Source organism: Acinetobacter sp. NBRC 110496 (assembly GCF_000876115.1).
Lineage (GTDB): Bacteria > Pseudomonadota > Gammaproteobacteria > Pseudomonadales > Moraxellaceae > Acinetobacter.
The window spans coordinates 16902-38096 of sequence record NZ_BBTF01000005.1 but is presented as its reverse complement, the minus strand read 5'-3'; the positions used below and the strand labels follow the sequence as shown (position 1 = coordinate 38096).

The 21195-nt window shown below is 41.6% G+C and carries 20 protein-coding genes and 1 pseudogene; 14 read left to right on the top strand and 7 right to left on the bottom strand.

The genetic code is table 11. The features are described 5' to 3' along the window. Nucleotides 1-10 precede the first annotated feature (10 nt). The 4 genes from Aba26S_RS04225 (at nucleotide 11) to Aba26S_RS04210 (ending at nucleotide 6612) form a co-directional block, all read left to right on the top strand. Nucleotides 11-868, top strand: coding sequence for a 3'(2'),5'-bisphosphate nucleotidase CysQ (locus tag Aba26S_RS04225; protein ID WP_043970153.1), 858 nt, complete (start codon nucleotides 11-13; stop codon nucleotides 866-868). A gap of 51 nt (nucleotides 869-919) precedes the next feature. Further along, nucleotides 920-1651 (top strand): histidine phosphatase family protein, encoded by a 732-nt coding sequence (locus Aba26S_RS04220; RefSeq protein ID WP_043970151.1) that lies wholly within the window; start codon nucleotides 920-922, stop codon nucleotides 1649-1651. Nucleotides 1652-2286: 635 nt separating this feature from the next. Further along, nucleotides 2287-5163: a M66 family metalloprotease gene (locus Aba26S_RS04215; protein ID WP_043970149.1), complete on the top strand. Its 2877-nt coding sequence runs from the start codon at nucleotides 2287-2289 to the stop codon at nucleotides 5161-5163. 180 nt (nucleotides 5164-5343) lie between these two features. Further along, nucleotides 5344-6612, top strand: coding sequence for a hypothetical protein (locus Aba26S_RS04210; protein ID WP_043970147.1), 1269 nt, complete (start codon nucleotides 5344-5346; stop codon nucleotides 6610-6612). 47 nt (nucleotides 6613-6659) lie between these two features. On the opposite strand, the gene rpsT is transcribed toward Aba26S_RS04210, so the two are convergent. After that, entirely contained in the window at nucleotides 6660-6926 is a 267-nt protein-coding gene (gene rpsT / locus Aba26S_RS04205) for a 30S ribosomal protein S20 (protein WP_004652997.1), read from the bottom strand. Nucleotides 6927-7138: 212 nt separating this feature from the next. Here rpsT and Aba26S_RS04200 point away from each other — a divergent pair, with 212 nt between their 5' ends. The 4 genes from Aba26S_RS04200 to Aba26S_RS04185 all read left to right on the top strand — a co-directional run bounded on the left by Aba26S_RS04200 (nucleotide 7139) and on the right by Aba26S_RS04185 (nucleotide 9601). Continuing rightward, nucleotides 7139-7804 carry an NAD-dependent epimerase/dehydratase family protein gene (locus Aba26S_RS04200; RefSeq protein ID WP_043970145.1) on the top strand — a complete coding sequence of 222 codons (666 nt, stop codon included), beginning with the start codon at nucleotides 7139-7141 and terminating at the stop codon, nucleotides 7802-7804. A 12-nt stretch (nucleotides 7805-7816) separates the two neighbouring features. Continuing rightward, nucleotides 7817-8329 carry a ribonuclease E activity regulator RraA gene (gene rraA / locus Aba26S_RS04195; RefSeq protein WP_005240879.1) on the top strand — a complete coding sequence of 171 codons (513 nt, stop codon included), beginning with the start codon at nucleotides 7817-7819 and terminating at the stop codon, nucleotides 8327-8329. Nucleotides 8330-8341: 12 nt separating this feature from the next. Next, a complete protein-coding gene (locus tag Aba26S_RS04190) occupies nucleotides 8342-9130 on the top strand; it encodes a glutathione S-transferase N-terminal domain-containing protein (protein WP_005240881.1) in 789 nt (262 codons plus the stop codon). A gap of 117 nt (nucleotides 9131-9247) precedes the next feature. Beyond that, nucleotides 9248-9601 (top strand): hypothetical protein, encoded by a 354-nt coding sequence (locus Aba26S_RS04185; RefSeq protein WP_043970143.1) that lies wholly within the window; start codon nucleotides 9248-9250, stop codon nucleotides 9599-9601. 85 nt (nucleotides 9602-9686) lie between these two features. Here Aba26S_RS04185 and Aba26S_RS04180 read toward each other — a convergent pair. Further along, nucleotides 9687-11221, bottom strand: a pseudogene (locus tag Aba26S_RS04180) (acetyl-CoA C-acetyltransferase). Nucleotides 11222-11444: 223 nt separating this feature from the next. On the opposite strand from Aba26S_RS04180, the gene Aba26S_RS04175 reads away from it, so the two are divergent. From Aba26S_RS04175 to Aba26S_RS04165, 3 genes are all read left to right on the top strand, one after another. Next, nucleotides 11445-12836, top strand: a complete 1392-nt coding sequence (locus Aba26S_RS04175) for a 3-oxoacyl-ACP reductase (RefSeq protein WP_043970141.1) — start codon at nucleotides 11445-11447, stop codon at nucleotides 12834-12836. Nucleotides 12837-12978: 142 nt separating this feature from the next. Beyond that, a complete protein-coding gene (locus Aba26S_RS04170) occupies nucleotides 12979-13833 on the top strand; it encodes a MaoC/PaaZ C-terminal domain-containing protein (protein ID WP_043970139.1) in 855 nt (284 codons plus the stop codon). Between the two features lie 80 nt (nucleotides 13834-13913). Further along, on the top strand, nucleotides 13914-15167 hold the full coding sequence (locus Aba26S_RS04165; protein ID WP_043970136.1) for a serine hydrolase: 1254 nt from the start codon (nucleotides 13914-13916) through the stop codon (nucleotides 15165-15167). Here Aba26S_RS04165 and Aba26S_RS04160 read toward each other — a convergent pair. Next, nucleotides 15164-15682, bottom strand: coding sequence for a GNAT family N-acetyltransferase (locus Aba26S_RS04160; protein ID WP_043970134.1), 519 nt, complete (start codon nucleotides 15680-15682; stop codon nucleotides 15164-15166). The genes Aba26S_RS04165 and Aba26S_RS04160 overlap by 4 nt on opposite strands. Nucleotides 15683-15689: 7 nt before the next feature. After that, nucleotides 15690-16280 carry a TetR family transcriptional regulator gene (locus Aba26S_RS04155; protein WP_005240889.1) on the bottom strand — a complete coding sequence of 197 codons (591 nt, stop codon included), beginning with the start codon at nucleotides 16278-16280 and terminating at the stop codon, nucleotides 15690-15692. Between the two features lie 126 nt (nucleotides 16281-16406). Between Aba26S_RS04155 and Aba26S_RS04150 the strand changes: the two genes are divergently transcribed. Continuing rightward, nucleotides 16407-17897, top strand: a complete 1491-nt coding sequence (locus Aba26S_RS04150) for an MFS transporter (RefSeq protein ID WP_043970132.1) — start codon at nucleotides 16407-16409, stop codon at nucleotides 17895-17897. Nucleotides 17898-17940: 43 nt separating this feature from the next. Here Aba26S_RS04150 and Aba26S_RS04145 read toward each other — a convergent pair whose 3' ends face one another. Both Aba26S_RS04145 and Aba26S_RS04140 read right to left on the bottom strand, forming a co-directional pair. After that, nucleotides 17941-18534 carry a nucleoside triphosphate pyrophosphatase gene (locus tag Aba26S_RS04145; RefSeq protein ID WP_043970130.1) on the bottom strand — a complete coding sequence of 198 codons (594 nt, stop codon included), beginning with the start codon at nucleotides 18532-18534 and terminating at the stop codon, nucleotides 17941-17943. After that, nucleotides 18534-18917 (bottom strand): DUF2237 family protein, encoded by a 384-nt coding sequence (locus Aba26S_RS04140; RefSeq protein WP_004653014.1) that lies wholly within the window; start codon nucleotides 18915-18917, stop codon nucleotides 18534-18536. The genes Aba26S_RS04145 and Aba26S_RS04140 overlap by 1 nt, the downstream gene beginning before the upstream one ends. Before the next feature lie 139 nt (nucleotides 18918-19056). On the opposite strand from Aba26S_RS04140, the gene Aba26S_RS04135 reads away from it, so the two are divergent. Together Aba26S_RS04135 and Aba26S_RS04130 are read left to right on the top strand one after the other, a co-directional pair. Further along, nucleotides 19057-20244, top strand: a complete 1188-nt coding sequence (locus Aba26S_RS04135) for a phosphoglycerate kinase (RefSeq protein WP_005240892.1) — start codon at nucleotides 19057-19059, stop codon at nucleotides 20242-20244. 154 nt (nucleotides 20245-20398) lie between these two features. Continuing rightward, on the top strand, nucleotides 20399-20644 hold the full coding sequence (locus Aba26S_RS04130; RefSeq protein ID WP_005271255.1) for a hypothetical protein: 246 nt from the start codon (nucleotides 20399-20401) through the stop codon (nucleotides 20642-20644). A gap of 48 nt (nucleotides 20645-20692) precedes the next feature. Here Aba26S_RS04130 and Aba26S_RS04125 read toward each other — a convergent pair whose 3' ends face one another. Further along, complete coding sequence (locus Aba26S_RS04125) at nucleotides 20693-21076, bottom strand: hypothetical protein (RefSeq protein ID WP_005271252.1); 384 nt, start codon at nucleotides 21074-21076, stop codon at nucleotides 20693-20695. Between the last annotated feature and the right edge of the window lie 119 nt (nucleotides 21077-21195).

Genomic DNA, 21195 nt, shown 5'->3' with positions numbered 1-21195 from the left:
AGGTTGGTCTATGTTTATAAAAATGCTTGCCCCACAAGATCAGTTAATTACACAACTTGTTCCAATTATGGCGCAGGCTAGTCAAATATTGCTGGAAGAATACCAAAGTTATTGTGCAGGTTGCGAATTTAATATTCAGGAAAAAAGTGATGATTCCCCAGTTACGCAAGCCGATTTAAAAGTAAATCACTTTTTATTGAAGCATTTAGCAACAGTGACACCACAATTACCCGTGTTGTCAGAAGAAAGCGATTATTCTGCACGTGCGGCATGGCAGCGCTGCTGGATGCTAGATCCACTGGATGGAACTAAAGAGTTTATCCATGAGCGTGATGAATTCACCATTAATCTCAGTTTGATTGAAGAGCATAAAACCACTTTTGCGATTATTGCAGTGCCGTGCGAACAGGTGATGTATATTGGTTACACCTCGCAACGACCTTATAAATATAGCTTTAGCCGACAAGAATGGGCGCAATATCAGTTAGAAGAACATGATTTGGCAGCACCACTGCAAATTGGCTTGAGTCACAACAGCAAAAATCCAAAGTATAAAAACTTTATTGAGCCAATCTTACAGAGTCGTCAGGTAGAGCGGCGTGAGGCGGGCAGTGCTTATAAATTTTGTATGATGCTGGAAGGTGAGATTGATATTTACCCTCGCTTTCACCCAACCTCTGAATGGGATACCAGTTCAGGACAGGCTTTACTGGAAAGTATCGGTGGTGGTTTGATGACCTTGGACGAAAAACCTTTTATGTATAACCAGCGTGAAACAGTCTTGAATGGCGGCTTTATCGCTTATCGAGATCAACATTGCAAAAAAATTGCTTACCAGGCCCTGGCTCATTCTGGCATTTTAGATTGAGAGTCATCTTGCACATGGTATAGTGGATTAAATTTGATTTTGTGTGTGAATATGGCCCTGCATCTATTGCCTAAAAGCATGTTTGAAGCAATCGATTTATTACCCGATGCTTCAACACCTGTGACGTTATTTACGCGTCATTCCCTGCGTGAGTTGGTGAATGGACAGGGCTTGGCGGGTTATGATCTACAGTTGACTGAACAGGGGCGAGAGTTGGCCTATGCTTGGGGTGAATATTTAAGCCAGCATAGTGATCGTGCAATCCAGCATTGTATTTCAAGCCCAATTCAGCGTTGTGTGGATACTGCAGCCTTGATGATTGAAGGGGCTGACCAGACCCGTAAAGCCGTGAATACCCATCATATTGAAATTGTGGAACAGCGTTTATTGGTTGAGCCTGGTAGTTTTGTGTTGGATATACAGCAAGCAGCCCCGTACTTTCGCAAGCAGGGAGCTTTGGGGTTTATTAATAGTTTTGTGAATAATGCATTACCAGGAATGAAGCATCCGATTGCAGGTGTGTTTGATGTACTTGAATTGCTTTACCATACGCATCCCACACAAAAGAATGGTCTGAGTTTAGCGGTTAGTCATGACACGATTATTGCAGCAATCCTTGCTGTGATTTCAGGTAAAAATCAAATTGAACAAACAGATTGGCCCGCCATGATGGAAGGATTGTTTGTCTGGTTTGAGGGCGAGGATTTTGTTGAAAGCCAGTTGAAATGGATCTGGCGTGGCGAACTTAATAAATTAGATGTTAAACAGTTTTTGCATCAATAGCATTAATAAACGACGGGCAACTTTATAATAGTAAAAAGCACTGAATCGCTGTTAATTTGAATCCAAATGCTATATTGGGATTTATCTATAGCTGAGTGCAAAATAATCTAATTATCGGCCTTTTACTAATTTCTGTCCTTCGATACTGCTAAGGTGGGCTTACAACGTGGTTGAGATTGAGCCATGTATATCACTAGAAATAATCGATTTATCTCAGCTGAATGTGGTCGCTGAATCTGCAATAAGTACATTATCCCTCGCACTTGAATGAATTGATCTAATCGCTTTTGCTTGATTGGCTTGAATACTATTTTGCATTGAAGAGCCATGTTCCAATTGAACATTCGCCTTTTTGAATATCAATATCCTCTTTAATTGATGAATTGTTTAGCGTGCAGTTTGCTCATGAGGGGATGGTAAGCTTGCTGGATGGTTTATATTTAATTTAGCGGTGTGAATAAACTGGGGGTGCGTGTGCCATAAACTTAGTGTTTCTTGTTTTTAACTATAAATTAATTTCCCTTGATGGTAATAAAATTGTTAGTATATATAAGCATATGATTTATATAAATTTTAACTATTTAACCTAATTTGTCGTTAACGATAATTTATCAAATTTTTCTTGGGGAAATGTGATGCAATTACAACTTAAGCATTTAACAGTTTGTTTGCTATCGATCATGCTGGCCGCTTGTGGAGGTGGGGCTGATCGTACAAGTGGGGCAAACCATAATGAACCACCAAAGAATGATCAAACCACTGCTGGAAATGGCAACCTCATTCCAGGTGATGGAACCAATGAGTTACCGGGTGACGGCACATCTGAGACACCGAATAACGGTTCAGGGCCTAACACGCCAGAAACGCCAAATAATGGTTCAGGAAATACCACGACCGAAATACCCAATCAGGGCGGGAATGGAAATACTGAGACGCCTTCAATCCCACCTGTTGCAGAAAAGTATCCTGAACCTCGCAAAGATCTTATCGATGAGGCGGTATTAGGTTTTTATGATTACGATAAACTTGGATTACCACGGTTACTACGCAATGATTTAAATGGCAGTTTTGCTGCAATGTTGCAGTTTGCACAAAGCCATGTAGTGAACCCTAAAAATAATGAAAAAGATTCAATGCCGCGTTTAACCACAGAAAAAGATGCTTTGTTGTTGGTGACACCTCTGGCGGAAATGGGTGATCTGCAAAAACTACAAGTCGAAATTTATCAAGGTAATCAACTGCTCAGAACGGTTAAATTAAAAGAGCCATCACGAATTGCGGCTTCTGATCAGTCCAATACCGATGGGCGCCCACCAGTAAGCTATTCAAAGCGAGCATGGACGGTTGCATTAAAATGGAGTGAAATTCGTGCAGGCCTGCATCTTCGGGTCATTGATCCACTGAATAATCGTAGTGGTGAGCTCACTGCTGATAATATTGATTTAGCCGCACCGGGTGAATTGGTATTGCAAAATATCCGTCTAGGCCTATTGACCGACCCGCCAAAATCAACAGGTCATTATATGTTGCTCGAGCCTGCAAAGGCAGGCACAGATTATTTTCAAACGATTCCTGCGGCACGCATGATTGTTGCTAAATATGATGACTTAAAGTTGAATAAAGTTATGGTGGCAAGCGGTATCATTTATGATACTGCCAGTGCAAGCACGGGTGATGTCTATAGTGGTGATATGCGTGAGGATACGGCTAAATCGACCTTTGGTGTTGGGATTAACCTAGCCAATTGGGGGATTACCAGTGCTTCAATGGCCAGTCAGGAACAACCACAAATTACTCAAAGTGTCGTGGCACATTATGCACGTGGTAAATATAGCAACGGTGAGGCAACCCATGGCTTAAGTGGTGGTAATGGTATGCTGACCTTGATTGACTCTGTGGGTAATGAGTTTAGTCACGAGATTGGACATCACTATGGGCTTGGGCATTATCCTGGCGCTGTGGGTGACAATATGTTCTGGGCTGCGCATCATGCAGATAGTGGATGGGGCTATATTGCCTTTAGAAATAAAATGCGTGGTAACCTCAATTGGACCACCACCAATCTAGGTGATGGTGCCAATGGAGTTCCTAACTTCCTGAATAAATATGCCTATGGTTGGGATGCAATGTCTGGTGGTGCAACTGCAAGCAGTATTTCTAAATATACCCATTACACTGGTTATAGTACCTATTTGAAAATTCAGCCAGCATTTGATCGTTATGTCTGGGATGCAAGTTCGCCAACAGGCTATAAAAAATGGAATGCAATAACCCGTAGTATGGAAGTGGCTCAGCCTAAAACGCCTAATTCAAGCAATGTTTGGTATAACCGCGCCGATGGCAATTACTTGAAACCAAGAATGTTTGGTGTGCCTGTGTATACCATTCTGGGTGGCTATGATCCAGAAACACAAACAGGCTTGGTCTATCCTGCTGCCAAAGGGAACTGGGGTAATGTATTTGACCTGCCGCAAGCCAATCCGAATGCAGTCACGGCAAGTTGCTGGTTGAATGTGCAGTTTGCAAGTGCGAGTCAAAATATTGCTTTGGCACCACAGCGAATAAACAGCAATAGCAAAGCCAATAAATTCCATGTCAACCTTGCACAAAGTGAGGCGCCACAGCAAGTTAATCTGTATTGTAAAAAAGCCAATCAAGCGGCGGTATTACTGTCGAGCATGTCGATTCCAGCCAATACAATTGCTTTAGCACCCGCAGTTGAAATTGGTAAAGAAGCAGAATACTCAGCGCTCAGAGCGATAGAGCTACCTCAACTCGAGCAGGTCTTGCTTGATAATAAAGATAAGCCTGTTGTAAATCTTTCGCCTGAATCTAAGCTGTTGTTTGATTCATACCGAGGTTTTAAAGATCAGCTTTCTTCAGATGCTCAGAATGAAATGGTACGTTATACCCAGCAGCAAATTAAGCTGTATCGTTTAAATCGCTGGATCAATGTGTATCGTTCAGATTTAGATCATTTAAATGCTGATGCAGTAACGGCATTTCAGGCCTTTTTGGAAAAGCTAGCGCTTAAAGGTGATTTGAACTTTGCTTCGAGTACCAATTTAATGAACCGTACCAACTGCCTAAAAGCTGAAACTTTGGCCAATGGACAACTCAATGCATTTATCAGTGGTTCTACGGGTTGTGTTGGTAATGATTCAGAAAAGTGGGTCTACGATGCCTTGGGTAAAATTCATAACAAGCAATATATCGATCAATGTTTAACGACCACCGCAGGCAATGTGATTAATCTTATGCCTTGTAGTGGCGTGAGTAGTCAGGTTTGGGAAATTGATACGACTGCACAAGCGATTAAGCAGTCAAATCAGTGCTTTGATTTAGAGGGTGGTTATTTAACCAATAACCGTGCACGCTTAATTCGCTATCGTTGTACCAGCGGTGCGAATCAAAAATGGACAATTCCTGTAGCAAATAACAGTTTGATCCTTGCAGGTTTGTCTGCCAAGAATTTACCCGTTGCGAGCAAGATTTTGGCTGTTGCCCCTTAATATTTTTATTTGTGTGTCATAAATGAATGGTATGAAGCTCTTCGGAGCTTCATATTTTTTTATCCAGAATATATTTGTTATAAAGTTTAAAAAATAATAAAAGTGCACTTTTAAAATTTATCATTTTTCGTCATGATAAGGCTATAAAAAGAGAAACTTGACACATAATTGGATAAAAAGATGTTATCAAACACAATTTATTTATGGGAGCCTGAAATTTTTACAGGTAAAGTTCCCGCAGAAGATGATTCATATCAAGTTGCTTTTGAGTTGCATCAGCAATATCGTAATATCTCTAGTCATGGCAGAACTTTGCAGGCGTGGTTAGAGTTATTTAGCAACAAGATTGGTGATCCACAATATCAATCCTATTTTTCTGAACAGACCCTACAGTGGGTGCAAGAAATTAAGAATAAATTTGCTCAGGGCATATGTGCCAGTATCCAGTTGGAAACTTGGGCAAGTGAAGCGCAAAATGATGCGGTATATCGGGTTTTCTATGAGGCGGTTCATGAAACAGGGATAGGCTTCTATGAGCCGAATTATAATGTATGGGCTACAGGAGAGTTGCAATCTCCTGAAAATGCGGTTTCCCATATGCTGCAACCTTATTTATTGGAGCCTTTGCATACTCAGCAGATCGAAGCTTTGGTTGAACCTGAGCCTGTTAAGGTTGCAGGTGAGTTACCAGCCCCACAGAATATGCCTGAGGCTGAGCAATTGATCAGTCAGTGGTTTGAACAACAATTCTATACCCAGCAGTTAAGTCTTAATGTGTTTAATGTTGCTCATGACTTTATTTCAAATTGGGGGAATATTGGTCGTCCTGAATTGGCTTTGGATACAGGCTATCGCTGTTTTTTATTGACGCAAAAACAACTGGGTGTTTTTTATCAGTTAAAAATGGTGCTAAGAAAATTAACAGTTAGTCCAATGCTATCTTTTGCGATGGACTTGACCGACCGCTTTATTCCTCAGCAGTTGCAAGAACAGTTATCAGAGCGTTTGATTTTTAGGCTGCGCTCTATGGATGTACATAAGAATACAGGGCAGAAGTATCACGCAGAACCGTGTTTTGCCTTAACAGGTCGATGGGATACACAGGCTGATATTCAGAATTTCTTTAAAAATCTGGATGATTATATCAATTTTATCTTTTCTAATTTGGGACAAAGCCGATTAGAGGTGTTGCAGGCCTGGGCGTATGGGGATATGCCTGAAGGAATTAAAATTGATCTGGATTTTCGTTTTGAATTAATGATGCTGGCCTTGAGCCAAGATGAACTATATTTGCAAGAGCGTTATCAGTATCATAAAACTGTGCTGACACAGAATCATGCACGTGCCAGTGATTTAGGTTTACTTGAAGAAAGTCATAACTTTTGTCAGAAGTTAGTCAGGATCGTGACAGAAGCGGGAACAGGGATGCAGCCTTACATCAAAAATTAAACATAATAAAAAAGCCCGAATATTCGGGCTTTTTTATATGCATCAAATTAGTTAGCTAATGCTTTAACTTGAGCGTTCAAGCGGCTCTTATGACGAGCAGCTTTATTTTTGTGGATAATGCCTTTATCAGCCATACGGTCGATAACTGGAACAGCAGTTTTATAAGCTTCTGTAGCAGTAGCATAATCACCAGCAGCGATCGCATTTACAGTACGTTTGATATAAGTACGAACCATAGAACGTAAGCTTGCGTTGTGTTTACGTGCTTTAACGTTTTGACGAGCACGTTTTTTAGCTTGAGCAGAGTTTGCCACTCGTGCACTCCTTGAAAATAAGTTGGTCTGGGCGGGCTGAAGTTAAAACCAATAAACATTAGCAACATTCACCAGCCCGTAAACAAGTGCCATATTTTGAGGAAACTAAGCCGCGAAGTCAAGTCTTGTGATACTTTTAAGTAGATTTAACAGGTGAAAAACGTGCAAGAAAACGTTACATTAGCCTTAGTCATTGATTGGAACAAATAAAAATGAAAATAGGTGATAAAAAGGCAATTGTTATTGGCGCAACAGGCTTGGTTGGTCAAGCCCTTGTAGATGCGTTGCAGCAAGCAGGTGATTTTAGTTCAATTACAGTGGTGGTTAGAAAAAGTTCAGAAATATTAAAATCTTATAGCAAAGTAACACAGCTGATATTAGAAGACTTTCTGCTATTGAATGATGAGGATGTAAGTCCCTATACCCATGCATTCAGTTGTTTGGGAAGTACGATCAAACAAGCAGGATCTAAAGATGCTTTTTATGCGATTGACTATGAAATCAATGCCCATTTTGCAGATTTAGTTCAGGATAAAAATATTCATTTATTGGTGGTGAGTGCATTGGGAGCGAATGCTAATTCGCCAGTTTTTTATAATAAAGTCAAAGGCGAATTGGAAAACTACCTAAAAAACCTGTCAATTTATAAGCTATCAATTTTCCAACCCTCACTGTTAATTGGTAAGCGTAGTGATATTCGCTTGCTTGAGGACTTGGCGCAGACCGCATTTAAGCTGGTCGAAAAAGCATGGACCAGACCGTTTAAATTTAAACCTGTTACTGCTGAGCAATTGGCGCATACTATGTTGATTGCAGCACAAACTCAAACTGCAGCATTCAAATACTATGATAATTTAAGCATACAACAAACTAGATAAAGGAGCATTTCAGTGACCGCAATCCCTTTCGTAACATGTGATTTGTTAGATGATAATCCTGAAAAAAAGTTACAAGTCGTAACACCATCTCTAGATGGTAAATTCTTTAAAAGTTATGGTGCCCGTAAGACATTTGGTGGACAAGCCGTGACCGTTAAGTGTTTTGAAGACAATTCACGTGTAAAAGAATTATTGGCAACCGATGGTACGGGTAAAGTGTTGGTGGTTGATGGTGGTGCTTCGATGCGTTGTGCGCTCATGGGGGATTTGATTGCTGAGTCAGCGGTTAAGCATCACTGGAATGGTGTCGTGATTTATGGTTGTGTCCGTGATGTTGATGCGATTGCAGAACTCGATTTAGGCGTACATGCATTGGCTGCCATTCCACAAAAAAGTAATCGTAAAGGCATAGGTGAAGTGGACATCACATTGTATTTTGGTGGTGTGACAATCAACTCTGGCGATTATATCTATGCAGATAATAATGGCATTGTGATTGCAGAAGAAAAATTAGTCGACTGCTAAAAGGATAATATTATGTTGAAAATGGTGAGCCATCAATTCAAGGTTTTACAATCTGTATGTGCAACTGTAATTGAAGGTGGAAGAGGTGTTTCTGGTACACCATTTCCAAATCAGCCTGCAAAAGCACTTAAGCTCTACGAGTTTGAAGGTTCTCCATTTTGCCGCCGTGTTCGTGAAGTAATGACTTTATTGAATCTGGATGTAGAGATTTATCCCTGCCCAAAAGGGGGGCAGAAATATCGTCAGATTGTCAAAGCAACTGGTGGTAAAAAACAGTTTCCATTTCTGATAGATGAAAATACGGGTGATCAGTTATATGAGTCACAGCAAATTATTCATCATCTGTTTAAACATTATGGCAAAACAGGACAAACACCAAAGAAGTTTAGTCATTATCCAAAGCTCCCCTATGTATCTGCTTTAGCTTCCGCTGCCAATGCTGCGCGTGGAGTATGGATTAATCCGCAGATTGTTGACCGACCAGCGCCAGCACAGTTACTGGAGCTGTGGAGTTTTGAGGCAAGCCCTTATACACGGCTGGTTCGTGAAGTACTGACTGAGTTCGAACTGCCTTATCTTCTGCATAATGTTGCTAAAGAGCGTTGGCAGGATATGGGGCCAGCAATTTTGCGTTTGAAGCCTGGAAAATATATTCCACTGCCCAATGGTAAACGTGAAAAAATTGTTGAAGTAATGGGGCGAGATATTCAGGTCCCATATTTGGTTGATCCGAACACAGGCGTGAAAATGTTTGAGTCGGCTAAAATTGTGGAATACCTCAAGCAGCAGTACGGGCAATAAAATGAAGGCAGAGAAGGCATCTTTTGGAAGATACTTTTTTATGTGAGATGAAGTGATTGCTTCCATCGAAGATTTAGCGGTTTAATAGACCCGAAAATAGTTATGTGATCATCCACCATGTTGAGTCAATTCACCAATCTCTTTAAAAGTTCCAAAGAAACACCTGAGCAATTATTTTTAAAAGAACATGCTTTGGTGTTTGATGCTGAGCAAGGCGCCATTCTGAATGGTGTAGTGTTGAATGGGTTGAGCGTTCGTCTGGAATATTTTTCTAATCGAAAATTAGACCGATTTGATGATCTGGAGAAGTTATTTCGGATTACACCGCAAATTAATGAAAAGATTGATTTGGAATTGCATTCGCAACGTTTTGTTGAGCGATTGGGCAACACTGAGAAAAATCTAAAGGAATTGAAGCAAGCGATTAACGTGTTAAACGATTATTATGTGAAGTTTAAGCGGGCGAGATGAATGCAGCTACTGTGTAAGTCAAAGATGTGCTCTAAATAAAAAAGCTGAATCAAATGATTCAGCCTTTTTATGGGTAGGTGAACAATTATTTTTCAATAATCGCTGTTACACCTTGACCACCAGCAGCACAGATCGAAACGAGAATACGACCTGAACCTTTTTCATTTAAGATTTTCGCAGCAGTTGCAATGATACGACCGCCTGTAGCAGCAAATGGGTGACCCGCAGCTAAAGAAGAACCTTTAATGTTTAACTTACTACGATCAATTGAACCTAAAGGTGCATCTAAACCTAAACGCTCTTTACAGAATTTCTCATCTTCCCAAGCTATCAATGTAGAAAGCACTTGTGATGCAAATGCTTCGTGGATTTCATAGTAGTCGAAATCTTGAAGTTTAAGGCCAGCGCGCTCAAGCATACGTGGAACTGCATAAGCAGGTGCCATCAATAAGCCTTCTTTCTTGCCAACGAAATCAACTGCTGCAGTTTCCGAGAAAGTCAGATAAGCAAGTACTTCATGACCATTGGCTTTCGCCCATTCTTCAGACGCTAAAAGTACACAAGACGCACCATCAGTTAATGGTGTTGAGTAGCCGCAGTCATGGTTGCAGCTTCGCCTTTACCAAAGACTGGTTTTAATTTTGCTAATTTTTCAGCTGTAGAGTCTGCACGTAAGTTGTTGTCACGGCTTAAACCCAAGAATGGTGTGATTAAGTCATCGAAGAAACCTTCTTCATATGCTTTTGCCATTTTTTGGTGAGAAGAAGCAGCTAGAATATCTTGCTCTTCACGTGGAATACCCCACTCAAGCGCAGTAATTGCTTGATGGTCACCCATCGATAAACCTGTACGTGGTTCACCATTTTTAGGTGCATCCATAAGATCTTTCACATTGATTTTCGCTAAAGCTTTTAAACGGTCTTTACCTGTTTTCGCAATGTTAAGTTCAAGTAGGGCTTTACGTAAGCCATCACCGAAAGCAATTGGCGCATCAGAAGTGGTATCAACACCACCTGCGATACCCACTTCGATTTGACCTAAAGCAATTTTGTTTGCGACAAGGAATGCTGCCTGTAAACCCGTACCACATGCTTGTTGAATGTCATATGCAGGGGTTTCTGGCGCAAGTTGAGTATTTAATACACACTCTCGTGTCATGTTGAAATCACGGCTGTGCTTTAATACAGCACCAGCAACCACTTCGCCTAGGCGTTGGCCTTGTAGGTTGAAGCGCTCAACCAAACCGTTTAACGCAGCTGTAAACATATCGATGTTGGAAGCTGTGAAATAAGCGCCGTTAGAGCGAGCGAAAGGAATACGGTTGCCGCCGATAATGGCAACTCGGCGCACAGTGTTTTGGCTCATGGTTTTATCCTGTTGAACAGAAGGTTTGGTTGTTTTAGCTGCAACTGCTTTCGTTGTTGTCGAAGAAGCAGTGCTTTTTGTCGTAGCTGCACTACGCGCGGTAGAGCGAGCACGCGTTGTTTTTGGTGTCGTCGTTGCGGCTTTTGGAGTTGTGCTTGCAGTTTTACGTGAAGTTGAAGCTGCTTTTGATGTATTTGACACAGTCTCTTGAGCTGAAGTCTCGACTGCTGGATTTTCTTGAGTTGTTTTGCTCATAAGGCTTTTCCAAGCATAATTGCGATATTCTTGCTACAAACATACCATATTTCCAATACTGCTGTATTGACTAGAATGACGCTTGAGACCACATTCAGGTCAAGACATCCAGACATGAACTCAAGTATGATTTGCGATGAGTCAATCAGACATTGATTTCATGCCATATCCCAACATGATTCATGTGTTTGTAACAAATTCATTTGTATGAGAGATAATAACCATGACTGATCAGTACCAAGCATTTACACAATCACCATTAGGTAAGTTTGTCGTAAAAAATCTAGGTTTACCATCGCCAGTTGCGCTAGATCGTTTTGAAAGTGCTCAACCAGTTGTAAATGGTGCAGTATTGCTTGGCGCAGCACCATCAAGCACGATTTCTGCTGCGATTGCTCAGGTTTTGAGTAATATTCATGTCGATAGCTATGTCGGTAATAATGTTGAATTACAACAAACAGCTGCGAAAGTAGGCTTAAACCTTCGTCCACTGAATTCAGATGATAAAGAGTCTAAATTTAAAGCGGTTGTATTTGATGCTTCTGGTATTCAAGATTCAGAGCAGTTAAAAGCGTTATACGATTTCTTCAATCCTATTGCTCGTCAGATTTCAAGTTCAGGACGTGTGATCGTGATTGGTACCACACCAGAAACTGCAAAAACAGTCAAACAGGCGATTGCACAACGTGCGCTAGAAGGTTTTATCAAGTCTGTTGGTAAAGAGTTCAAAAAGGGGATTACTGCACAAGTGGTCTATGTCGATCAAGGTGCGGAAGCAAACCTTGAATCAACTTTACGTTTCTTGATTTCACCACGTTCAGCTTATGTTTCTGGTCAAGTGATTCGTGTTTCTAAAGCAGATGTGGTTGATTTGGACTGGGCAAAACCACTTGCAGGTAAAACTGCATTAGTGACTGGCGCGAGCCGTGGTATTGGTGAAGCGATTGCACATGTTTTGGCACGTGATGGTGCACATGTGATTTGCTTAGATGTACCACAACAACAAGCAGATCTTGAGCGTGTTGCGGGTTCAATTGGTGGTTCAGTATTGGCAATCGACATTACTGCTGCTGATGCAGGTGAAAAAATCAAAACTGCTGCTGCAAAACAAGGCGGTTTAGATGTAATCGTGCATAATGCGGGGATTACTCGTGACAAGACTTTGGCAAACATGAAACCAGAGCTTTGGGATCTTGTAATTAACATTAACTTGTCTGCCATTGAGCGTGTTAACGATTACTTACTTTCTCATGATGGTTTAAATGCAAATGGCCGTATCGTTTGTGTATCATCAATCAGTGGTATCGCGGGTAACCTTGGTCAAACCAACTATGCTGTGTCTAAGGCGGGTGTGATTGGTTTGGTGAAATTTACTGCACCGACATTAAAGAATGGAATTACCATCAATGCAGTTGCGCCAGGTTTCATTGAAACGCAAATGACTGCTGCGATTCCATTCGCGATTCGTGAAGCGGGTCGTCGTATGAACTCAATGAACCAAGGTGGTTTACCTGTAGATGTCGCTGAAGCGATTGCTTGGTATGCATCAACAGGTTCAACAGGCGTGACGGGTAACGTTGTTCGTGTCTGCGGTCAAAGCTTGTTAGGTGCTTAAGAACTTCAAGCTATAAAATCTCCCCTAACCCCTCTTTAAAAAGAGGGGAATTCCTAAAAATTAAAACCTGTATAATTTGTGGAAGCTCCCTCCTTTATGAAAGGAGGGTTGGGGAGGATTCCTAAAATATAAAAGGTTTATTATGAATACACGTCATTTTAGTCAACTGCCAAAACCTTATTTAGCTTATCCAAAAGTCATTCAAGGTCTGATTTTCAAAAAGCCAAAGGGTGAAAAAGTATTACCACAAGTTGAATATGTGGTGGATACACTTAAGATTGATAGCAAACATTTAGAAAGCTATAACGAGATTTGTGGTTTTAAAAATGATGGTTTCGTGCCTGCGATTTATTTAGCAGTTTTATCGCAAAGCCTGCAAATGCATATGATGACCAGCGAAGCATTTCCATTCCCAATCTTGGGCTTGGTGCATATTCGTAACCAGATCAAGCAAACTCGCAAAATTGCTGTAAATGAGCAAATTACGCTGTCTTGTAAGTTTGGTGAGTTAAAACCACACGACAAAGGCTTACAGTTTGATTTCATCACCACTGCCAAAGTGGGTAGTGAAGTGGTGATGGAAAGTTTAACCACTTATTTATCTCGCCAAAAAACTGAGAATAAAGCGACTGAAAAAGCCAAAGAGTCTCAAGAGCCAGCTTATCAACCACAGGCAGAATGGAATATTTCTGAAAATACCGGCCGTCGTTATGCCGTGATTTCAGGGGATTTTAACTTGATTCATATCCATGCCGTAACTGCAAAGGCATTTGGCTTTAAACAGGCGATTGCACACGGGATGTGGAGCAAGGCTAAAGCTTTGGCGAGTATTGAGCTTCCAGCAGCGTATGAAGCAGATGTCTGGTTCAAATTGCCAATGTATTTACCTTCAACGGTAGAGTTTCTAACTGCGACTGAGCCAAAACAAACAGATTTCCTGATTCGTAATGTGAAATCTAAAAAGCCACATGTTGCAGGTACAGTAAAAGCCCTTTAATACCATCATGTCGTGCAAATGATCCCTGTTGTTCGCAACAGGGAGATTATAAAAACATAAATATCATAAGGAATTGAGCCGTGATTAAAGAAATTCTATTTGCCGATACGCAGCATTATCATGGCAGTGTTGATGAACGCTTTATTGATTTAGCAAGCCAATTTAGTCGCTTGCAAGATGCGCGTAGCCAGCAAGGTGGGGCGGCATTGGTGGTGTATTTCCAAGGTCAAAAAGTGGTTGATATTTTCACGGGTAAGAAATCTCAACAAGAAGATTGGCAATCCGATACTTTAGCGATGTGCTACTCAACTGGTAAAGGTATTCTGGCAACACTTGCACATATATTGGTCAGTGAAGGTGTGTTGGATTATGAGCAGCCGATTGCCTATTACTGGCCTGAGTTTGCTCAGAATGGCAAAGCCAATATTACGCTACGTCATGTCCTGTCACATCAAAGTGGTCTATTTGATATTCGCAATACCATTGAAACTGCAACAGAGATGCTGGACTGGTCGCATATGCTGGAGGTTATGGCCGCAGCGACACCACGTTTTGCAGCAGGGCAAAGTTTTGCTTATCAGCCTTTAACTTATGGTTGGATTTTAGGTGGTGTGATTGAGAAGGCAGCCAAACAACCCTTAAGTTGGCTCATGCAGCGTTATCTTGTACAACCTCTTGAGCTGGATGGCGCGTATTTTGGTATACCAACTTCAGAATTGGGTCGGGTGGCACGTTTATTGGAAAGGCCAAAAGCACCATCAACAAGTGCGCCACAAAGCAAGAAAAATAATGCTCCACGTAAAGCATCTTTATCAGAAAGATTATTGGAGCTTTCAGGTCAAAATCCACAAGATTTTCAGGATGCCATGATCCCTAAAGGGATGCGCAATTTTAGCTTCTATAGTGATGAAGGATTGCAAGCGGTCATTCCTGCGGCCAATGGTGTATTTACGGCGGATAGTTTGGCAAAAGTCTATGCCATGCTGGCCAATCAAGGACAATGGCAAGGGCAGCAACTGATTCGTCCAGAGGTATTTAAGCAACTTAGTACGGTGCAAAGTAAAGCGCGTGATCGCGTGATGCCGATTCCAATGCATTGGCGTTTGGGATACCACCGTATTTTAACGATGGGCAAACGTGCGCCACATGGCTTTGGGCATGTGGGCTTTAATGGTTCAGGTGCGTGGTGTGATGTTGATCGTGAACTGAGTTTTGCTTATACGCATAATTTTAATGTCACCTCGGCAACAGGGGATTATCGTCTATGGGGCTTGAGCCAAGAAACCCTACGATGTGCAGATGAAATTCTAACAGGGCGAAAGGGCTGGTTCTAATTGGACTTTGCTTGATAGGGCGGAATATGATAAATCACGGCATCATATTTCTTTTCGGTTTTATGTGCAGCAACTGTTCCACCTAAAAATTCAGCCAGTTTTCGACTTGGCTGATTTTCGGTTGCAACTGGATATAAGAAATATTCGGCAGAGAGATGTAATGAAGCCCATTGAAATACTTCAAACAAGGCTTCTTTAGCAAAACCTTGATGATGACTATCTTCCCGAATCCATAATCCCAGTTCGGGTGTTGAGGTCTGCATTCGATGAACCCCAATGAGACCAATAAAACGTTGATCTTGTTTGCTGCGTAAAACAAAATGTCGGTCGGTATTCTTTGTTTCTTTGACTAGCCATTCTTGACCAATTTTTTCTTGCGTTGCGAAATTTCGAGCGGGTTCGCATGCCATATAACGGGTTAATGTTGTTGTCACACAAGGATAGATATCAACAAGATCGTCCATTTGAAATACAAATAAATCGAGTCTTCGGCTTTGTAATAATGGTCGTTTCATTGTTTACTCATTCTGCTTTTTTAAATAGTTCTGCTTGAATAATGGCTTCGGTATGGCGTTTAAAATCAGTTTCATTTAAACCGATTAAGCCTAATTTATAAATACCTTCTAAGCCACAAACAAAAGCGATGAGTCTCCATGCAATATCATGGTGATTGGTGTCAAAATGAAATTCGCCGTGTGCTTGGCCATCTTCAATGATTTGAACAATAGAACGGTGCCAGTCTTGCATGGCAATGTTATAAGCCAGTTTGATTTCCTGATCTTGGTCGATTAAAACCTCTGCTTCATTCCAAAGGCGTAAATAGGGCTGGATTTGTTCAATATTTTCACAGCCAAGCAAGAGGGAAAGACGTTGTAGATAATTGGCAGTCGTCACCTGATTTTCAATTTCGTCCAATTGCTGCATCAGTTTAACAAAAGCTTCGGCTTTGAGCTGTGAGCTAGAGGCGAAGTGATGATGAACTTGCCCAGTCGAAGTTTGGGCTTCAGTGGCGATACGGCGAACCGTCATTGCAGAAAATCCTTCGTTTAAGGCAACTTGCATGGCGGCCTGCAAAATCATGTCACGACGCTGTTCGCGGTTTAAATAAGCCATTCTTTCTCTAATACCTATTGCATATACAAATCAGAAACAAACTCACTTAAATCCAAAAGTTGGACAAGTGTTCAATTTTGGTTATAATAGCGCCAATTTGAACAGTTGTCCAATTTAGAGGCATTTATGTCACGCAAGTGGTTAATTCTTGCAATTGTTGTATTGATCTATATTCCTGTCGCGATTGATGCAACCATCCTACATGTAGCGACGCCCACTTTAAGCGAGTCGCTTTCTTCCTCAGCCAACGAGCTGTTATGGATTATTGATATTTATTCACTGGTCATGGCAGGGCTGATTTTGCCGATGGGTGCCTTGGGTGATCGTATCGGTTATAAACGATTGATGATCATTGGTGCCTTTTTATTTGGTCTTGCTTCATTGGCAGCCGCATTTTCACCAACGGCATTGGCATTGATTGCTTCACGTGCTTTATTGGCCGTGGGCGGGGCAATGATTCTGCCTGCAACCTTATCGGCAGTTCGTAATACCTTTCTGGATGAAAAACAACGGAACTTTGCTTTAGGGATCTGGGCAACAGTCGGTGGTGGTGGTGCAGCTTTTGGTCCACTGCTCGGTGGTTTTTTGCTTGAGCATTTCCATTGGGGTTCAGTCTTCCTGATCAATGTGCCTATCATGATCACCGTGGTGGTATTGGCTGCATTTTTGATTCCAAAACAAACAGGTCAGCCAAAGCAAAACTTGAATTTATTGCAGGCGCTCGTTTTGGTGATCGCCATCTTGAGTATGATCTATGCAGTGAAATCGGTGATGCATGGTTTTAGCGTGTGGTCGGTTCTGATCTTTGCCGTCGGTTTTAGTTTGTTGGTTGGCTTTATTCGTCAGCAGTTGACCTCGAAATCACCAATGATTGATATTCAATTGTTTAGACATCCCGTTATTGCGACTGGCGTGATTATGGCGATTGTGTCAATGATGGCTTTGGTGGGATTTGAATTGCTGGTTTCGCAAGAACTGCAATTTGTGTATCAGCTTTCGCCATTGGCCGCTGGGGCATTTATTTTACCGTTCATGATTGCGATTAGTTTAGGTGGTCCAATTGCCAGTCTGTTGGTGAACCGTTTTGGTCTACGTTCTGTTGCTTCATTGGGTATGCTGATGAGTGCGATGAGTCTGTGGGGCTTGGCCAATACAAACTTTATGCAAGCACAAATCCACGCATGGGCATGGATGGTGTTATTAGGCTTGAGTGTGGAGATTGCTTTACTTTCTTCAACCTCTGCAATTATGTCTTCCGTTCCACCGAGCAAAGCAACGGCTGCGGGTGCGATTGAAGGAATGGCATACGAGCTAGGTGCAGGTTTGGGGATCGCATTTTTCGGTCTGATGTTGTCATGGTTCTATGCCAACTCGATTGTAATACCAAGCGATGTACCGAATAACATGCTGCAGCAGGCGAGTAGTTCAATTGGAGAGGCGATTCAAGCGGCGAAACAATTACAGCCAACAATTGCTGAACATTTGATTCAGGCAGCGAAACAGGCCTTTAGCCAATCGCATCGATCCGTATTGAATGTGGCTGCGTTATTGTTCTTGATTCTGTCGATTTTTATTTGGTTTGCTTTGCCAAAAAGAGTCACTGTGGTCGAGGAGTAAGCATTAACCCTGATCTAAATTGAGTTTAGGTCAGGGTGTTTTTTTAAGGAAGATTTAGCTCAAATTGACGTAATATTTTACACAGCTGAATCATTGGTAAGCCCATTAAGGTGGTTTGATCATCACCCATCATTTTCTCAAATAGACTAATCCCTAAACTTTCACATTTAAAACTACCCGCACAATGTAAGGGCAGATCAAGTTCAATATAGCGCTCGATTTCCGGCAATGTCAGTTGACGAAATTTGACTTGGTAATGTTCAACCAATGTGGTTTCAAAGCCAGATTGCAGATGTTGGACGCTCAGCGCAGTACTAAAAATTACGGTTCGACCTGAATTTTCCTGTAATTGCTGAATTGCATTTTCAACGCTTAAGGGTTTACCAATAAAATCATACGGGGCATGTTCACGCCAAGCCACTTGATCCGAGCCAATGATAATCGCATCGGGATGTTGTTCTGCGACGACACGGGCTTTCTCAAAAGCGAGTCGTTTTGCCAAATCATCGGCATGCAATTCACCTGCTGCTGACTCATCAATATCTGGTGAAATACAACGATAATCAAGCTTTAACCGATCCATCAGATCTTTACGGGTTTGGCTGCTAGATGCCAGAATCAGTTCACGTTGATGCATCAGACTGCGTATTCCACCAGAATATTCAATGGAACATAATGCAAAACGGCATTGTGGCAAGCATTCAACTTAATCGGTGGTGCTTGTCCTGCTTGATAGGCTTCGACCCAACGGGTAACACAGATACACCAGAAATCACCGGGTTTAAGTCCAGGAAAGCCAACTTCGGGTAAAGGCGTGATCAAGTCATTGCCGACTTTTTGTGAGAAATTTAAAAACTCAGACGTCATTTGTGCACACATGGTATGCTGACCTAGATCAGTGACCGCCGTATGGCAAAAACCATTACGAAAATACCCTGTAATCGGATCATAACAACAGCTGGCTAAAGGTTCACCAAGGACGTTTAAACGATTAATTTTAGGATCTGGATGAATAGACATAATAATATAAAACTTTAGTGATCCTGATTATCATAATCAAAACTGAAGCTTTCGGCAGCTTTTCTGCAAAAAAACTCACCTTTATTTCAGAGAATCATTTAAAATTACGCCGTTTTTAAAATCAATTAGAGAGCCATCCATGAATTTTCAGCGCATGACTGATCTTGATTTAGCAGGTAAACGTGTTCTTATTCGTGAAGACTTAAACGTTCCTGTAAAAAATGGGGAAATTACCAGTGATGCACGTTTACGTGCTGCATTGCCAACCATTAAAGCGGCTTTAGAAAAAGGCGCGGCAGTGATGGTATTTTCTCATTTGGGTCGTCCTGTAGAAGGTGAGCCAAAACCAGAACAATCGCTTGCTCCAGTCGCTGCTTATTTAAGCAAAGCCTTAGGTCAAGACGTAAAATTATTCACAGATTATTTAGATGGTGTTGAAGTCGCTGCGGGTCAAGTGGTGTTACTTGAAAACGTTCGCTTCAACCATGGCGAAAAGAAAAATAACCAAGAGCTTGCAAAAAAATATGCAGCTTTATGTGATGTATTTGTGATGGATGCATTTGGTACGGCGCATCGTGCAGAAGCTTCAACAGAAGGTGCTGCACGTTTTGCACCAATCGCCGCTGCGGGTCCTTTATTGGCAGCTGAGTTAGATGCGCTTGGTCGTGCAATGCAAACCCCAGAAAAACCAATGGTGGCGATTGTTGCGGGTTCTAAAGTATCAACCAAACTTGATGTCTTAAACTCATTGTCTAGCATCTGCGATCAAATTATTGTGGGTGGTGGTATTGCCAATACCTTCCTTGCAGCAGCAGGCTATAACGTTGGTAAATCACTGTATGAAGCTGATTTGGTTGAGACTGCAAAACAAATCGCTGCAAAAGTGAGTGTTCCATTACCAACGGATGTTGTGGTTGCAGATGCAAGCCAAATCAACTTTGAAGACTTCTTGGGTTCATTGGCGAACGCACAAGCGGTTGTAAAAAATGTTGCGGATGTTACAGACACAGACATGATCTTGGATGTAGGTCCTGAAACGGCTAAAGCATTTGCAAACATTTTAAAAACATCAAAAACCATTCTTTGGAATGGTCCTGTCGGTGTGTTTGAAGTGGATCAGTTTGGTGAAGGAACTAAAGCGCTTTCACTGGCAATTGCTGAGTCTGCTGGTTTCTCGATTGCAGGTGGTGGTGATACGCTTGCTGCGATTGATAAATACCAAGTTGCTGATCAAATTGGTTATATCTCAACAGGTGGTGGTGCATTCTTGGAGTTCGTAGAAGGCAAAACTTTACCTGCTGTTGCAGTATTGCTTGAGCGTGCATAATCAGGTTGCAATGAACTGATTCATCAGTAGATCATTCAAAAAGAGCCGATGTCCATCGGCTCTTTTTACTTTTGTACAACGATGCCGTCATGAAAATGTCATATATCTGAAATATGATTGTCACAACTTAACCAAGTAACTGTGGAAAGCCGTGATGAAATTCAAATTAACCCTTGCCGCTTTAATCATTGCTCCAATCATGCTCAGTGCATGTGCAAAGAAAGAAGAAGCGAAAAACGCTGAACAGCAAGATCAGACAGCTGCTGCTGTATCAACACAGACGACCCCAGAGCAACAAGCTGCAATTGATGCGATTGATAAGCCGAATTTAGATGAACACAATACAGATGCTGTTGAACAAGAAGCAGCTTCAGAAGTCGCTGCGAGCGAAGCTCACTAAGTGACAGTGCAGAAAAAAGCCGATGTTTGAACATCGGCTTTTTTGTATTTATGAATTGGCTTTGCAATAGAACGTGAGCGTCGTTTGATAATCGTCATCTTTTGCTAAAGATGCATTTTTACCTGTAAGGGTACCAAGCACACCTGCTGCAGCTTCGACCATTCGACCTGTTTGTTCATCGACTACACCTTTTAACACCCCTTGATATGCAGTTTTTTCATCAACAACGACTGGGGCGGTATTGCGTGTACAGGTTTTTTGCGCTGCTGCAATCGCATTGTTTTTCGCGATTAGACTGGTTTTACCAATACCGGTCACTTCATATTGATTATTTTCTTTCTGAATCGCTAAGGTATTGGTTGGTGTTGAGGCACATGCCGTTAAACCAAGGGCTAAACCACCAAGTAAACTCATGATGACGGTTTTTTTCATGTTTTTTCTCAAGTTGCTGCTGAATGGTATTATTTGAACATAAAAACGCTGAGTGCTTTTGCAGATTATGTACAGTTTGTGCAGGGACTCTGTTAATTTTTTCAAATGAATGATGAGCT

Excerpts from the sequence above, each read along its gene's own strand:
- Aba26S_RS04225 (WP_043970153.1), top strand. The coding sequence starts at position 11 with ATGTTTATAAAAATGCTTGCCCCACAAGATCAGTTAATTACACAACTT.
- Aba26S_RS04220 (WP_043970151.1), top strand. The coding sequence starts at position 920 with ATGGCCCTGCATCTATTGCCTAAAAGCATGTTTGAAGCAATCGATTTA.
- Aba26S_RS04215 (WP_043970149.1), top strand. The coding sequence starts at position 2,287 with ATGCAATTACAACTTAAGCATTTAACAGTTTGTTTGCTATCGATCATG.
- Aba26S_RS04210 (WP_043970147.1), top strand. The coding sequence starts at position 5,344 with ATGTTATCAAACACAATTTATTTATGGGAGCCTGAAATTTTTACAGGT.
- Aba26S_RS04200 (WP_043970145.1), top strand. The coding sequence starts at position 7,139 with ATGAAAATAGGTGATAAAAAGGCAATTGTTATTGGCGCAACAGGCTTG.
- Aba26S_RS04190 (WP_005240881.1), top strand. The coding sequence starts at position 8,342 with ATGTTGAAAATGGTGAGCCATCAATTCAAGGTTTTACAATCTGTATGT.
- Aba26S_RS04185 (WP_043970143.1), top strand. The coding sequence starts at position 9,248 with ATGTTGAGTCAATTCACCAATCTCTTTAAAAGTTCCAAAGAAACACCT.
- Aba26S_RS04175 (WP_043970141.1), top strand. The coding sequence starts at position 11,445 with ATGACTGATCAGTACCAAGCATTTACACAATCACCATTAGGTAAGTTT.
- Aba26S_RS04170 (WP_043970139.1), top strand. The coding sequence starts at position 12,979 with ATGAATACACGTCATTTTAGTCAACTGCCAAAACCTTATTTAGCTTAT.
- Aba26S_RS04160 (WP_043970134.1), bottom strand. The coding sequence starts at position 15,682 with ATGAAACGACCATTATTACAAAGCCGAAGACTCGATTTATTTGTATTT.
- Aba26S_RS04155 (WP_005240889.1), bottom strand. The coding sequence starts at position 16,280 with ATGGCTTATTTAAACCGCGAACAGCGTCGTGACATGATTTTGCAGGCC.
- Aba26S_RS04150 (WP_043970132.1), top strand. The coding sequence starts at position 16,407 with ATGTCACGCAAGTGGTTAATTCTTGCAATTGTTGTATTGATCTATATT.
- Aba26S_RS04145 (WP_043970130.1), bottom strand. The coding sequence starts at position 18,534 with ATGCATCAACGTGAACTGATTCTGGCATCTAGCAGCCAAACCCGTAAA.
- Aba26S_RS04140 (WP_004653014.1), bottom strand. The coding sequence starts at position 18,917 with ATGTCTATTCATCCAGATCCTAAAATTAATCGTTTAAACGTCCTTGGT.
- Aba26S_RS04135 (WP_005240892.1), top strand. The coding sequence starts at position 19,057 with ATGAATTTTCAGCGCATGACTGATCTTGATTTAGCAGGTAAACGTGTT.
- Aba26S_RS04130 (WP_005271255.1), top strand. The coding sequence starts at position 20,399 with ATGAAATTCAAATTAACCCTTGCCGCTTTAATCATTGCTCCAATCATG.
- Aba26S_RS04125 (WP_005271252.1), bottom strand. The coding sequence starts at position 21,076 with ATGAAAAAAACCGTCATCATGAGTTTACTTGGTGGTTTAGCCCTTGGT.